The sequence below is a fragment of the Acinetobacter sp. 802_lipA genome (genome assembly GCF_058242885.1).
In genome coordinates this window covers 2,702,848-2,716,783 of record NZ_JBZAYP010000001.1, presented here as the reverse complement: position 1 = coordinate 2,716,783, position 13,936 = coordinate 2,702,848, and the positions used below count along the sequence as shown (strand labels likewise).

General features: G+C 40.1%; 13 protein-coding genes, 3 pseudogenes and 1 riboswitch. Of the genes and pseudogenes, 9 read left to right on the top strand and 7 right to left on the bottom strand.

Going from position 1 to position 13,936, the window contains the following annotated elements:
- The first annotated feature begins 48 nt into the window (after nt 1-48).
- Nucleotides 49-429, top strand: a complete 381-nt coding sequence (gene panD / locus AC4CU3_RS13435; RefSeq protein WP_004695506.1) for an aspartate 1-decarboxylase — start codon at nt 49-51, stop codon at nt 427-429.
- A gap of 64 nt (nt 430-493) precedes the next feature.
- Here panD and AC4CU3_RS13430 read toward each other — a convergent pair whose 3' ends face one another.
- Nucleotides 494-1,096, bottom strand: coding sequence for a GDYXXLXY domain-containing protein (locus tag AC4CU3_RS13430; protein WP_201952161.1), 603 nt, complete (start codon nt 1,094-1,096; stop codon nt 494-496).
- The gene (locus AC4CU3_RS13425; protein WP_279045456.1) at nt 1,093-2,877 is read right to left on the bottom strand and encodes a DUF2157 domain-containing protein; all 1,785 of its coding nucleotides are present in this window, start codon (nt 2,875-2,877) and stop codon (nt 1,093-1,095) included. Before AC4CU3_RS13425 ends, AC4CU3_RS13430 begins: the two co-directional genes overlap by 4 nt.
- 247 nt (nt 2,878-3,124) lie before the next feature.
- Nucleotides 3,125-3,287, top strand: a riboswitch (FMN riboswitch).
- Nucleotides 3,288-3,392: 105 nt separating this feature from the next.
- Here AC4CU3_RS13425 and ribB point away from each other — a divergent pair.
- Entirely contained in the window at nt 3,393-4,052 is a 660-nt protein-coding gene (gene ribB, locus AC4CU3_RS13420; RefSeq protein ID WP_279045453.1) for a 3,4-dihydroxy-2-butanone-4-phosphate synthase, read from the top strand.
- Between the two features lie 100 nt (nt 4,053-4,152).
- Nucleotides 4,153-5,390 (top strand): IS3 family transposase gene (locus AC4CU3_RS13415; protein WP_490738301.1). Its coding sequence is split into 2 segments (ribosomal slippage): nt 4,153-4,489 and nt 4,489-5,390, totalling 1,239 coding nucleotides; the frame shifts between segments, so codons are not numbered across the junction.
- Between the two features lie 44 nt (nt 5,391-5,434).
- Here AC4CU3_RS13415 and AC4CU3_RS13410 read toward each other — a convergent pair.
- A pseudogene (locus AC4CU3_RS13410) lies at nt 5,435-5,685 on the bottom strand (LysE family transporter); the annotation flags it as partial.
- 79 nt (nt 5,686-5,764) lie between these two features.
- The gene (locus tag AC4CU3_RS13405; protein ID WP_004695495.1) at nt 5,765-6,250 is read right to left on the bottom strand and encodes a DUF1289 domain-containing protein; all 486 of its coding nucleotides are present in this window, start codon (nt 6,248-6,250) and stop codon (nt 5,765-5,767) included.
- A gap of 180 nt (nt 6,251-6,430) precedes the next feature.
- Between AC4CU3_RS13405 and trhO the strand changes: the two genes are divergently transcribed.
- The 4 genes from trhO (at nt 6,431) to AC4CU3_RS13385 (ending at nt 9,005) form a co-directional block, all read left to right on the top strand.
- Nucleotides 6,431-7,363: an oxygen-dependent tRNA uridine(34) hydroxylase TrhO gene (gene trhO / locus AC4CU3_RS13400; RefSeq protein ID WP_151835873.1), complete on the top strand. Its 933-nt coding sequence runs from the start codon at nt 6,431-6,433 to the stop codon at nt 7,361-7,363.
- Between the two features lie 214 nt (nt 7,364-7,577).
- Nucleotides 7,578-7,877, top strand: a complete 300-nt coding sequence (locus AC4CU3_RS13395; protein ID WP_087012710.1) for a hypothetical protein — start codon at nt 7,578-7,580, stop codon at nt 7,875-7,877.
- Nucleotides 7,878-7,954: 77 nt separating this feature from the next.
- The gene (locus AC4CU3_RS13390; RefSeq protein WP_201953694.1) at nt 7,955-8,569 is read left to right on the top strand and encodes a DedA family protein; all 615 of its coding nucleotides are present in this window, start codon (nt 7,955-7,957) and stop codon (nt 8,567-8,569) included.
- Nucleotides 8,570-8,591: 22 nt separating this feature from the next.
- Nucleotides 8,592-9,005, top strand: a complete 414-nt coding sequence (locus tag AC4CU3_RS13385; RefSeq protein WP_201952164.1) for an ABZJ_00895 family protein — start codon at nt 8,592-8,594, stop codon at nt 9,003-9,005.
- Nucleotides 9,006-9,068: 63 nt separating this feature from the next.
- On the opposite strand, the pseudogene AC4CU3_RS13380 reads toward AC4CU3_RS13385, so the two are convergent.
- Nucleotides 9,069-9,961, bottom strand: a pseudogene (locus AC4CU3_RS13380) (LysR family transcriptional regulator).
- Nucleotides 9,962-10,065: 104 nt separating this feature from the next.
- Between AC4CU3_RS13380 and AC4CU3_RS13375 the strand changes: the two are divergent.
- Nucleotides 10,066-10,669 (top strand): annotated as a pseudogene (locus AC4CU3_RS13375) (LysE family translocator).
- Nucleotides 10,670-10,786: 117 nt separating this feature from the next.
- Here AC4CU3_RS13375 and AC4CU3_RS13370 read toward each other — a convergent pair.
- Together AC4CU3_RS13370 and AC4CU3_RS13365 are read right to left on the bottom strand one after the other, a co-directional pair.
- Nucleotides 10,787-11,311 carry a YecA/YgfB family protein gene (locus AC4CU3_RS13370; protein WP_201952167.1) on the bottom strand — a complete coding sequence of 175 codons (525 nt, stop codon included), beginning with the start codon at nt 11,309-11,311 and terminating at the stop codon, nt 10,787-10,789.
- 70 nt (nt 11,312-11,381) lie between these two features.
- Entirely contained in the window at nt 11,382-11,591 is a 210-nt protein-coding gene (locus AC4CU3_RS13365; RefSeq protein WP_004982817.1) for a PA3496 family putative envelope integrity protein, read from the bottom strand.
- Between the two features lie 433 nt (nt 11,592-12,024).
- Here AC4CU3_RS13365 and rpoD point away from each other — a divergent pair, with 433 nt between their 5' ends.
- Entirely contained in the window at nt 12,025-13,911 is a 1,887-nt protein-coding gene (gene rpoD, locus AC4CU3_RS13360; RefSeq protein ID WP_201952170.1) for an RNA polymerase sigma factor RpoD, read from the top strand.
- The last annotated feature ends 25 nt before the right edge of the window (nt 13,912-13,936 follow it).

Genomic DNA, 13,936 nt, shown 5'->3' with positions numbered 1-13,936 from the left:
ATTCAACCATAAGATAACGATCTTAGGTCCACTCAGGAGACGCTAGCCATGCTATCTCGTTTATTAAAAGCAAAAATCCACCGTTGTGTTGTTACTCAAGCTGAACTTCATTATGAAGGTTCATGTGCAATCGATGGTCTTTTATTGGATTTAGCCGGTATCCGCGAATATGAAGAAATTCACATGTGGAACGTGACTAATGGTAAGCGTTTCAGTACCTATGCAATTCGCGGTGAAGAAGGTTCTGGCATCATTTCAGTCAATGGTGGTGCAGCACATCAGGCCGATGTAGGTGATTTAATGATTATTGCTACCTTTGGTGATTTTACAGAAGCTGAAGCAAATGCACATAAACCACGTTTAGTTTATGCAAATCCAGACAATACTGTAAGTCACATGGCAAACTGTATTCCAGTACAAGTGGCTTAAGCCCAATAGATTAAAAAAATTCGCTGCATGCGGATTTTTTTATGAGCAGAATAATGCAATTGGATCAATTCTGAGCAGTAAGAAACCCGCTCAACCAATCTCGTTTGCTCTCGCAGCCTAAATCTTGTAGCTGATCACCTTTCAATGCCGTGAGTATCGCATTGCCCTGCTTATCGACTTTAAACTCAGCATATTCTGCCTGCTGATAACAATCCGCTAAACCTTCTGCAAACAAAAAACTTCTCGACGCAGGATAAAGCTCGCTATAGCGATTATTCGGGTTTTGTAAAATCAGTCGAGCTGTACGAACATTTTTCGGCAACTCAAAATAGCTATGTATCACGCGCCTCTGTGAATCGAGTTCAACATAAGTGAGTACCGAAGATTTGTTCTTAATCACTTCATCAAAATAATGACCTGAAAAAATCTGATCTTCTTGATTGATGTTTGCTTGGCTGGTGCTTTCTGGACTCAAATGTTGAGGCGCAAAATAAAGTTGATAATTCAGCGCCATATAATCCCCCTGAATAATCGAACGCGGGTCTACAGGTTGCAAACGCACATACATGGTTTGACTATTATTTAAGTGCCATTCATTTTTAAAAATTAAGCCTAGAAATACCGCGATGCTGAGTAATGCCAAAGCAAGAGGAGTCATTTTCTTCATATGCCGAACTCCTCTTTTTGCTTAAATAGCATCAAGCTCAAGGTCAGCAAGAGCAACATCAGACCTGACAGTAACATGCTTAAACTTTTAATCAAAAAAGTTACATCGAGGGAATAATATAAAAACCCTAAAATTACAGCGAAAGTTGCCAGCGCAAATCCATAGATCACTTTATCTTGTGTTTTTAATGCCCATGAAATGATGGCCAAACAAATAAAAATATCGAAATAACCATAATAAATTAGCCCAGTTGCAAAAGCAGTCAAAATAAAATGCGCAAATAAATGAAACTGGTTTTGAATATGTAAAAAGACAAACAGTACAAACCATAAAATCGGCAGACCAAAAGCCAATATCGGAATGTGCTCAATTTTCGCTAATTCATATTTTCCAAATAAAGTATAAAAGCCCATGGAAAATAGAATAATTCCAAGTGCCGAAAGCAATAAACTGCGTTGATATTCAGTTGGCTGTATGAATTTTATGGCCAGAATTCCCAGATAAAAAACATAATTCCAAAGTGCTAAATAAACAAAATTTTCAACAATATTACGCCAACTGAGATGTGCATTAATATCCCAAATACACGCCACACCTGCTGCATATAAACCCAAAATTTGAACAAAGACAAAGAACCAATGTGTTCGCATGAAATAAGCGAGTATTAGCATCGCCAATTGTAAAAATAGAATAGGAAGAATTTGATTGATTAAATCAACGGTGTGAAAGATCACCGCAATTTGTCCTGCAACCCAAAGACAATAAGCAAATTGTCTTAAAAACAAACTTTGTTTAGCTTTCAATAAGTAAGCCGCCAAAGCCACAAAGACAACGCCCATAAGCAAAGAGAAATTTCCCCAAAAGGTCAGCATCAACGTAGCAAAGACGATGCCCGCAATCCAAGCTCCCACAGCAAGTGGAATAGCATTGAACCGACTATGTGGAATAAATTTAATCAACATGTAAGTGATGAAAGCAAACCACGCAAAAATAATCAGTGCGATAAAAAATAATTCAAAAATTTCATTCTGACCAAACCACTCCGTCACCGCCTTCACAATAATCAAGGTAAAGCTAATGCCCAAGCCAACGGCTGAAAGTGCGCTACATAGCTGATCTTTATTTTGATAATAGTAAGCCAGTGAAATGCCTAACAAGAGAAAAGACACTGTGAAATAAAGAATGCTTTTATCCGCATAGAGATACATCGCCATATGCCAAATCGAGAGAATGGCAAACCATAGTAAGAATAAATAACGAAGTTTCGAATAATATTTATTGCAGAAATAGAATTGAATCAGTGCCAATACATGAATACTGATTAAAAAGAGATCTGGATATTGATCCCCCCAAAAGGTTTGTATAAAAAACAGAAACAGTGCCAACTGGCTGGTAATACATAAAAGGAAAAATACACCGATATTCGGACGATATAACCACGGTAAAAGCAGCACAGACCAAAGTAGAAATAATAAATAGCTGTCAGCACCCGTTTGATAAATTTGACCAATCACAGCCAGACTTAAACCAATCATCAAACCACAGATACTATGTAAACACTGCACTAGAAAATCATGTTTTGTCAGCCACAAACTGCAAACCGCACTGAGGAATAATAACAACTGGGGAATAGCCAGCTGAATATTCAGTGGCAACATAAACCAATTGGCGGCAACCAAATACAACATACTGACCGCAATGAGTGTAAAACCAAAAACTTGCAGATGCTTTATAAAGGATTCAGCACTCCAAGGGTAATCATATTGTTGAATTTTGATCAATTCTAACTCCTCACTCTTATTTTTATCTTGATCATTTCAAACCATTCAAACTATAGAAAAACTTCTTATTCATGTTTATGGTTTTTCTCAGATATTCATTTTTGAACATTAAACTCATACTAAATGAAATCATGCGCAGAGAGTGTTGGTCTTTAGCAAAGCTATAGCAAAAATTATTCTATGTATAAAACTGATCATTCTAAAACTCCCCCTGTTTTTCTAAATATTTAGCACTATAATGGATTTACATCGCTTCAGGGCGGGGTGTAATTCCCCACCGGTGGTAAGTTCAGTTGAATGACTCAGACTGAATCAGCCCACGAGCCAGCCAAGCAGAAATCATCTATTTGGCTCGCAGATTTGGTTCAATTCCAAAGCCGACGGTATAGTCCGGATGAAAGAAGACGACGTGACCAATAGAATCTCAGGTACAAACCTGTGAGGATTTATTGCTACGCCAATTTTTCAAAGTCCTGAAATGTTCAACCGTACTTCAATTTTACGCGAGCGTTTCAATGTCTAGTTTGATTCAACCCGAAATTTTCTTTTCAGCCCTTTCTCCAGCTGAACAACGTATCCAACAAGCTTTAGAAGATATCCGCCAAGGCAAACCTGTTTTGGTGATGGATGACTTTGACCGTGAAAACGAAGCCGACCTCATTGTGGCTGCTGAAACTCTCACCGTCGAAACAATGGCACGCATGATTCGTGATGGTTCTGGCATTGTCTGTTTATGTCTGACCGATGAATTGGCCGATCACTTAGACCTTATGCCTATGGTGTCAGATAACTCAAGTCAGTTTAAAACAGCATTCACGGTGACCATTGAAGCTGCAGCTGGCGTGACCACAGGTGTGTCTGCGCAAGATCGTACCACCACAGTCAGAGCAGCAATTAAAGATGGGGCAATTGCCAGCGACTTAAACCGCCCTGGTCATGTATTCCCTCTTCGTGCACGCCAAGGCGGTGTGCTCACCCGTCGTGGTCATACTGAAGGTACTATCGATTTAGCTCGTTTAGCAGGCTTGAAGCCAGCAGGTGTCTTGTGTGAACTGACCAATGCCGATGGAACTATGGCCTCTGACATTCAAGTGTTGGCATATGCGCAAACGCATCAGTTGGCTGTGATCACCATTGAAGAATTGGTGCAATATCGCATTAAACACGGAGTTTAATTTTTACGCTCCCCCATCAAAAAGCCTCCATATTGGAGGCTTTTTTTATGCAATACCTGTCCCGTCCTGAAATAAGTTTACACCTTAAGAGACTTATTTTATGGAACATGCACGAGAACAACGAGTTAAGCGCACACAACGTGATTATAGCTTCGCCTTTAAAATGATGGTGGTACATGAAGTAGAAAAAGGGCAAATTACTTATAAACAAGCTCAGGCAAAATATGGTATTCAAGGAAGATCAACTGTGCTGGTATGGTTACGCAAGCACGGACAACAGGACTGGACTTCGAATATGCCGCCTTCTTCTAAACGCCAATTAACACCCCAACAACGAATCCGCCAATTAGAAAAGCAGTTAGCCGCAGAAAAGCTCAAAACTGAATTTATACAGGATGTGATTTATCACATTGATAAAGAGTGTGGGACTGATCTTGGAAAAAAGTATACCGAGCACGTTTCAAAGATTGGCAAAGCCAAAGAAGACTAAGCGTTTCACGTTATTGTCAGTGGTTAGGAATCACTCGACAAGCTTATTATCAAGCAGAAAAACGTGCTCAAATGACTGCACAAGTAACTGAACAAATACTTGAGTTGGTTATGGAATATCGTTGTCTCATGCCAAGTATCGGAACACGTAAGTTGTATTGGCTTATTAAAGGCAAATTGTTGCAGCGTGGTTTAAAGTGTGGACGGGATCAGTTATTTAAAATATTGAAAGAGCATAATTTATTGATTCGCCCCAAGCGTCGCTATACAAAAACTACGGATAGCAAGCATTGGATGAAGAAGCATCCAAATTTATTAAAGGATTATTCAGCAGTGCAAGCCAACGAAGTCTTTGTTAGTGATATTACTTATGTTGAGAGTGCTGAAGGCGTACATTATTTATCATTGGTGACAGATGCTTATACCCGTCAGATTAAAGGTTATAAGTTATCGAATGATATGCGTGCGGAGAATGTTATGCAGGCTCTACATATGGCGATGCAGCATGTGACGGATCGAGCGACTAGGATGATTCATCATTCAGACAGAGGCTCTCAGTATTGCTCTGAGCTATATCAATCGGCATTGCGCCATTATGGGATATGTCCTTCCATGACAGATGGCGCACTTGCGAAACAGTGTTTCTCATACCAGAATGCATTAGCAGAGCGGATTAATGGAATATTAAAGCAGGAGTTTTTAACTACACGATGTCAAACCATGAAGGAGTTAGATCACTTAATTACGGAATCTATCATGATTTATAATTACTATAGACCACATTTAAGTTTAAATATGAACACCCCGAATCAGATGTATGAGCAAACTAAAACCGAGCTAATTGCTTAACTCGGTTTGAAGTGGAATACTGTCAATCTATTTCAGGACAAGACAATATATACGCAGCCTAAAATCTTAATCGCATTTAACCAATGCTCTGCAATGTTTAAAAAGCCTTTTAAGATGAGCACAGATAGTACAATAAGAACCAAAGAGGTTAAATTCGTCCCAAAAATGGTTTTAAGGCTTGTTTATATCCACCTTTTAGACCTGCACTGGCAACCAACAACATCACTGGACCAGGTGTTGCAATCATGACCACCACAGCCGTACAGTACAACGCCAGTTCAAATACATTCACCATCGAAAAAACCCTTTTCACCAGTCACTCTCGCAAATAGCTTAGGTATGCGGAGTATTCTTTTTATTCAAACCAAGAGGACTTATTCGTCCTCTTCCATATGGATGAGATGTTGTCGAATTGCGTCAGCACGCAAAAATGCCAAATCATAACTGGCTGTAGCAAGTGCAAGAACACGGCGTTCAAACTCTTGCCAAATCGGTTTCACTTGCTGCGCTTGAATACCTAAACCACTTTCTTCGGTAAAGTTCTTATTTTTTTCACAGATTTTTAACGCATGATAAAGCTTCCGCCCTTTTGATGCATCGGGACGCAAACGAACGCGTTTAGATAAAACAAAAGCTTCTACCTGCTGCACATCAGCCAAAGGCAGCATTGGCACTAAAATTTGATCTAATTGCGCATCTAAGCGTTGCCAAACTGAACGATGCTGCTCCGAAGTGTAGGTGTTCCACTGAATCACTTCATGATTAAAACGACGACAACCACGACACACAGAATCACCAAATACCGTTGAACAACGCCCAGCACAAGGGGTCAAAGAGGCAATTCGACGATCTGTACTCAAAACATACTCCTGTTAATAAACGCACCAAAACAAAACGGATTTTGTCTTTGGCAACTGAATATACACGCTCCCCTACCACTTGAGAAGCCATTTAAAATGTTTACTTATCTCGCATCTTGATTCAATTCCATGTAAAATCTGCGCCTTAAAATTATCTATCAAAATACATTGGAGTACTCCATGAACGCTACTGTAGAACAGCTTGCACCTGTAGAACAGCAAGCGACGACTGGTTGGGTTGTTGCCGCACTTTATCAATTCAAAGAAGTTCAAGATCCTGCTGATCTTCAACAACGTCTTTTAGACTTGGTAAAAACCATCAACCTATGTGGTACTCTGATTGTAGCGGGCGAAGGCATTAATGGTACGGTTGCAGGCGACCGTGCCGCGATCGATATGATTCATCAATTCCTTCTGAATGAAGGTTTTAACGAAATGGAATACAAAGAGTCTGATAGTGCGGACAAACCATTTCGTAAAATGAAGATCAAACTTAAAAAAGAGATCGTGACTTTGGGCGTCGAAGTAAAGCCACGTGATTTAGTCGGTCACTACCTTGATCCGAAAGAATGGAATGACCTGATTGCTCGTGATGACGTCATTTTGATCGATACCCGCAATGACTATGAATACAAAGCTGGAACATTTAAGGGTGCTATTGACCCGAAAACAGAAAGCTTCCGCGAATTTCCAGAATACGTTAAACAAAACCTTGAACAGCACAAAGATAAAAAAATTGCGATGTTCTGTACAGGCGGTATCCGCTGTGAAAAATCGACCTCCCTTCTTCTTCAAGAAGGTTTCAACGAGGTTTATCACTTAAAAGGCGGCATCTTAAAATACTTAGAAGAAACCCCTGCTGAACAAAGCATGTGGGAAGGCGAATGTTTCGTTTTTGATGGTCGTACTGCGGTCACTCATGGTGTTGAAGAAGGCCTTAACATTAAGTGTCATGCTTGTGGTTGGCCACTTCTTCCTGCTGAAGCAGAAGAAGCTAGCTATGAACATGGTGTGTCATGCAAATACTGTATCGACAAAACCACAGAAAAACAAAAAGAAGGCTTCCGTATGCGCCAGTCGCAGATTGCTGCGGCTAAACGTAAACGCCTTTAAAATCATTCAGATGATTTAAGTCAAGAATAAGCCCTCATTTGAGGGCTTATTCTTTTATGCAGTTCGCGTTTTTTAAAAATATTTAACAATTTTGTCACAACATTGAACTCAATCTGAGTCATACTATATAAATAATAAGCTAAAGTGGTGCCCTGAAGGTCTCCACATAACAATAAAAATGACATGCCTAAACGACGAAAATAGGATGATTGCCATGCATAAAATAATCATGCCACGCCATCGCACACTGATTCGCAATGCCGCAGCAAGCCGTATCGAGCAATATCACAATACTAGCTTCAACCAAATCAAAGCCAAGCTTGAACAACGCACGCATTTATTTATCGTAGTTTTGGGCATGTTGATTGGTTCAAGTATCGCGCTAGGGATTGGTTACCATTTAAGCTCAAATCTTTTAAATTATACGTTGCTCAGTTTAATCCCAGTTGCGCTGGCTTATAGCTTACGTAAAGTCTATATTCACACCCTGACCCATACCCGTTTCGATGAATAGAAAACAATACATTTCAATTCTTTACCCACATGCGATAAGTCCTTAAGATAACTTATCGCATTTATTTTATGGTTTATATGAACCTCACTGCATGGATCATCTCCGTCATGGAACAACTGGGTTATTGGGGAATAGCCTTACTGATGTTTCTTGATAATGTTTTTCCGCCCATTCCTTCTGAAATTATCATGCCTTCGGCAGGTTATGCCGCATCACAAGGTGAGTTGGTGTTAGTTGGGGTCATTATTGCAGGATGTATTGGTTCACTCTTTGCCGCAGCAGTGCTGTATTGGATTGGCTATCAATTTAAACAAGAGTACATTTTCAGATGGGTCGACCACTATGGTAAATATCTATTTATCAAATCCACCGATGTGAAAAAATCCTTAGATTGGTTTGAGCAGTATGGTCACCGTATTGTATTTTTTGGTCGCATGATTCCTGCGGTACGTTCACTGATTAGCATCCCTGCGGGAATGAGCCGTATGCCCTTTTGGAAGTTCATGTTCTATAGTGGGCTCGGTACGATTATCTGGACGACATTTTTAGCAACAGTCGGTTATTACTTTGGTGAAAACCAAGCACTGATGCATCAAATTTTTAGCAAAGTCGGTTATGTCATTATTGCCATTGTCGCTGTGATTATCCTTTGGTTTTTATATCGCAGGCATTTGCGTAAAACACGCAGCTAATTTATTTATTTTGGGGAAATACATGAAACACTATTTACTGCATTTTGCGGCGGTATATAGCATTGCTTTGGTGCTGTTAATCACTGTACTGGTCTTTGGTCTAAACCTTGGAGGTTTAACCTTAATTCCGACCTTAGTGGCTTGTGCACTGATTAGTGTCGGACACTTTGTGAAAAAAGAACACCGTGTTCCAAACAATCATGAAAAAATTCAACTGGTTTGGGGCTCCAGTGCTGTCGCAATTATCGTTGGTAGTTTCTTTGTACTTTTTTTAGTACTGATGAATCCCAATGCTGAAACCATTATGAAATCCGTCGATAATGCTGGCATTGGACTCACTGCTGTCATTATGCTGTGTATGGTCGCGATTCATGGCGCTATTTTTCATATTGCCTATGGTTGGTACGCAGACTATTGTTTTAAAAAGTTGCCATAAAAAAACACCTCGTTTGAGGTGTTTTTTTATGCTTAATAGATAACGATCAAATGCCGCACGTCATTAGTGTTTTTGAGCGGAAAGTGCCATTAACTTTGTTTGGCTAGTTCTCATTTCTTCAATCAACCAATCCTTAAAAATGACTTTATGCAGATCATCCTCAAAAGGAGATGCGGAAAGTAAATAATAAGCGGAGCCATCTTGCACAATCGGGGTAAGCATGTCTAACATTTGAAAATCGAGCTCTTTTTCAACCATATAGGCTGAAACCACTGTTGCACCTAAACCAGCTAAACATGCCTCTATACACAAATAGAAATGTTCCAACGCTACTTTTCAAAATGCTTAAACTGCGCTTTATATGTATCTTTAAATTGTGTCCAAAGTTTAGGTCTCGAACTGGAAATAAACAGCTGTGACATCGGGGCTAAATGCTTATGACGCGATACACCAACCATATGCTCATCAGCCATTTTTTCGCTATAAATGGCCTTGCCCCACTCAAAATCATTACGCCTTAAGGCCAAGTCGATGTTTTGCGCTTTAAAATCCGCTTCTCCACCCGCTGTTAACAAACTGATGTCAATCTCAGGATAACGTAGCTTAAATTGAACTAAACGCGGAATCAGCCATTTCATGGCGATGGTCGGCTCACAGGATAAGATTAAGCTCTTCTTCTCATTCTTCTTTTCTTTTGCCATCTGTACGAGACATTGGTCAATCTGAGGAAAGACCTGCTCACAACAATCAAACAGTGTTAGACCATCCCCCGTCAGCTGTAACTTTTTGCCGTCGCGAATAAATAAACGACGTCCCAGCGCCTCTTCCAAATTTTTTAACTGCTTACTGACCGCCCCTTGAGTGACAAAGAGTTTTTCAGCAGCGATGGTTACACTGTCATAGAGGGCAACATAATAAAAAAACTTAAGAGAATTCAGTGATAAGCGCTCAATCATTCCAAAAACTCATCGATAGGAAAGAATTAAAATCGATTTTCACTATAGCAAATATATGAAAAATATATAAATCCTTTTAATTCAACCTGAACAAGGATCAATGAGTGAATGAAATTATAGCGATTGCAATCATCACCCTACTTGCAGTCATCAGTCCTGGTGCTGACTTCGCTTTGGTCAGCCGAAATAGTTATCTATATGGGCGTAAACAAGGAATCTATACCGCATATGGCATTGCTTGTGCTGTATGGATACATATTAGCTATAGCGTACTGGGGCTGAGTTTCTTAAAGCACTACATTCCGAACCTATTGCATATCATTCAATATATTGGCGCGCTGTACCTGATGTATATCCGGGTACAAAACATTTACCCAACAGCAAATTAGTGACCATGCCACTCATACCTTGCTGCGCCCACGGCAAGCATTTATACAAGGTTTTCTTGGCAACAGTTTAAATCCCAAAACTACACTATTTGTGATGAGCATCTTTGCACAGTTGTTGCGAGGCAATAATGGTCTGATGCATTTAATCGGTTATGGCATTTTTATCTCGGCCAGTCATCTATTGTGGTTTTTGCTCATTTCACTATTCTGCTCTACCCCAGTGATCCGAAATAAAATTTTACGCAAACAAGTGAGCATTAACCGTGTCATCGGTACCGTACTCGCAACTTTAGGACTTTGCTTATTTCTCACAAACTAAGCATGAGTGATACCTGCGTTTAAACACTAAAATTTGGGCATAAAAAAACGTCCTCTAGGGACGTTTTTTTATTTGCTTGCTAATGCCTGCGTCGCTGATGTCACGACGCAAGAACAATTATGCTGGCGTATGATACATGAGATAAAGTTCGTTTAAGTTCTCTGGAATTTCTTCTGCAAGCTCATCCATTAACTGACCGTTACGACGGAAAGTTTCCATTTGCGGATCTTCTTCATCAATCCCACTAAATACCATAATTGGTAAAGTAAGATCGACCAATTGCTCTTCAAACTCAGGCGTGAACCATGCATCTTCATTGAGGAACATTGCATCGACAAAACCAACGCTCCAATCCCCTAGACTTGACTCAACATCGGCCTCTTCAATTTCAAAAGGAAATTCAATCCCTTCTTCATTGGCAAGGTTTTGACGAATAGACTCAAGCCAAGCTTTCACTTGCGCGATGATCTCGGCAGGCACTTTCTTTTGATTATTATCAAAAAGTTCATCCAACCATTTTACAAAAGTAGGACCAACTGCAATTGCACACAAGAAACCATGAGTCGCTGCAAAATCTAGACCATACTCATTTTGGTCACCATCTAGATATTCGCTCAATAAGTCTAAATCTAAAGCACTCATTTCAAATCCAAATTCAGAAACTGATTAGGGCATTAGCATAGCATTTTCAGACACGATGCTACATCTGATTTTAGTCTTCTTCGTCGTCAAAATCGTCGTCATCGTCGATGTCGTAATCAAAATCTTTAAGCTCACGTTCCAAACGGCGCTGTGCAAGAAGGTCATCAATCAGGCGACGTTTTTCTAATGATTCTTTCGCACTAATTTTACTTGATGACTCATCAAAATTAACATCATCATCAGCGTAGTTATCATCTAGTTCAAAATCTGTAGAAGACACTAAAACTACCTCATAGTGAAAAAATGTGAAGGGTCTTAGCCGCTATTTATATGGGTTACAGAACCTTGTCAAGTTTTATTTGCATTTAGAGCAATTAATTTGATTTTTAGTCTTTATTTCTAACCAATTTTTATGGCATGATATAATCCACCCTGCGTCTTTGTAGTTTACGACTTTAAATGGTCACATAAAATCCAAATTGTTCAGATTTCAAATTTGGGTTTTGAACTTGAGTACGCTCGGGATGAACTTGAAAACAACAAATTCACCCCCATCTAAATCACTGAATTTATATTTTTAATATTTTATCAGGCAGCTTTTGGCTGACTATCCCTGATGGAATACGCAGTTATTTACAAATAAGTTTATGAAGCGAATTGTGCCCAGATGCACAGTTTTCCACTGCCACAGATTCAACGAAGAGTAAGCAAAGATGAGCGATATGACTTCCCCTACTTCACAAGTAGCGGCTCTGATTAGCCGAGGCAAAGAGCAAGGTTACCTAACTTACGCTGAGGTTAACGATCATCTCCCAGACTCGATCACTGAAAGCGAACAGATTGAAGACATTATTCAAATGCTTCAAGACGTCGGTATTCCTGTGCACGAACGTGCACCTGAATCTGATGATGCAATGTTTGAAGGTGGTAATGAAGCTGCCGATGAAGTTGCTGAAGAAGAAGCCGCTGCTGTTCTTGCCTCTGTAGAAAATGAGCCTGGTCGTACCACTGACCCTGTCCGCATGTATATGCGTGAAATGGGTACTGTTGAACTGTTAACGCGCGAAGGCGAAATTAGTATTGCAAAACGTATTGAAGAAGGGATTCGTGACGTTCTTCACTCGATTGCTTACTGGCCAAATGCGGTTGAAGTGGTATTACAAGAATACAAAGATTATGAAGCGGGCGAACGTCGTCTTGCGGACATCCTTTCAGGTTATTTAGACCCTGAAACCGATGAAGCTATTCCAGAAGTCCTCGAAGAAGAGTCTGAAATTGATGAAGAAGAAGACTCTTCAACCAAATCAACCAAAGATGTAAAATTGGATGATGACGAGGAAGAAGAAGATTCTGAAAGTGATGATGATTCTGAAGGTGAATCTGGCCCAGATCCTGAAATTGCCAAAGCGCGTTTTGACGAACTGACTGCGGCTTGGAAAAACACCCGAACCATCATCGAAAAACATGGTCGTTCAAGCAAAGAAGCAGAAGATGCTTTAGAGTCACTTGCAACTGTGTTTATGATGTTCAAATTTACACCACGTTTATTTGACATCATTTCAGAAATGATTCGTGGTACACATGAACAAATCCGTACCTCTGAACGTGAAGTAATGCGCTATGCAGTACGTCGTGGTCGTATGGATCGTACTCAATTCCGTACCTCTTTCCCAGGTCAAGAGTCAAACTTTGCTTGGTTAGATGAACAAATTGCGAAAGCTTCGCCAGACCAAAAAGGCTATCTTGAAAAAGTACGCCCTGACGTTTTAGCGTTCCAACAAAAAATTGCAGACATTGAAAAAGATTTGGACCTTGATGTTAAAGGCATCAAAGAGATTTCAAAACGTATGGCTGTAGGCGAAGCGAAAGCACGCCGCGCGAAAAAAGAAATGGTTGAAGCGAACTTACGTTTGGTCATTTCGATTGCGAAAAAATATACCAACCGTGGCTTACAATTCTTGGACTTGATCCAAGAAGGTAACATTGGTTTGATGAAAGCGGTAGACAAGTTTGAATACCGTCGTGGTTATAAGTTCTCGACTTATGCAACGTGGTGGATTCGTCAGGCCATTACTCGTTCGATTGCCGACCAAGCGCGTACCATTCGTATTCCAGTACACATGATCGAAACCATTAACAAGATCAACCGTGTATCACGCCAACTTCTGCAAGAAATGGGCCGTGAACCAACACCTGAAGAACTCGGTGAACGTTTGGAAATGGATGAAGTTAAAGTGCGTAAAGTGCTGAAAATCGCCAAAGAACCAATTTCGATGGAAACACCGATTGGCGATGATGAAGATTCGCATTTGGGTGACTTCATTGAAGACAGCAACATCACTTCACCTGTCGATGCTGCAACGTCTGAAGGCTTAAAAGAAGCAACTCGTGAAGTGCTTGAAAACTTGACTGAACGTGAAGCGAAAGTCTTGAAAATGCGTTTTGGTATCGACATGCCAACGGACCATACTTTGGAAGAAGTAGGTAAACAGTTTGACGTGACGCGTGAACGTATTCGTCAGATTGAAGCGAAAGCACTGCGTAAATTACGTCACCCTTCTCGTTCTGAACATTTACGTTCATTTCTAGAAAACGACTAATTCATACCGATACATTGGAGACTTG

Bases quoted from the DNA above. Each gene is read 5' to 3' on its own strand.
- panD (WP_004695506.1), top strand. From the start codon at position 49: ATGCTATCTCGTTTATTAAAAGCAAAAATCCACCGTTGTGTTGTTACT.
- AC4CU3_RS13395 (WP_087012710.1), top strand. From the start codon at position 7,578: ATGCATAAAATAATCATGCCACGCCATCGCACACTGATTCGCAATGCC.
- ribB (WP_279045453.1), top strand. From the start codon at position 3,393: ATGTCTAGTTTGATTCAACCCGAAATTTTCTTTTCAGCCCTTTCTCCA.
- AC4CU3_RS13430 (WP_201952161.1), bottom strand. From the start codon at position 1,096: ATGAAGAAAATGACTCCTCTTGCTTTGGCATTACTCAGCATCGCGGTA.
- AC4CU3_RS13370 (WP_201952167.1), bottom strand. From the start codon at position 11,311: ATGAGTGCTTTAGATTTAGACTTATTGAGCGAATATCTAGATGGTGAC.
- AC4CU3_RS13385 (WP_201952164.1), top strand. From the start codon at position 8,592: ATGAAACACTATTTACTGCATTTTGCGGCGGTATATAGCATTGCTTTG.
- trhO (WP_151835873.1), top strand. From the start codon at position 6,431: ATGAACGCTACTGTAGAACAGCTTGCACCTGTAGAACAGCAAGCGACG.
- rpoD (WP_201952170.1), top strand. From the start codon at position 12,025: ATGAGCGATATGACTTCCCCTACTTCACAAGTAGCGGCTCTGATTAGC.
- AC4CU3_RS13390 (WP_201953694.1), top strand. From the start codon at position 7,955: ATGAACCTCACTGCATGGATCATCTCCGTCATGGAACAACTGGGTTAT.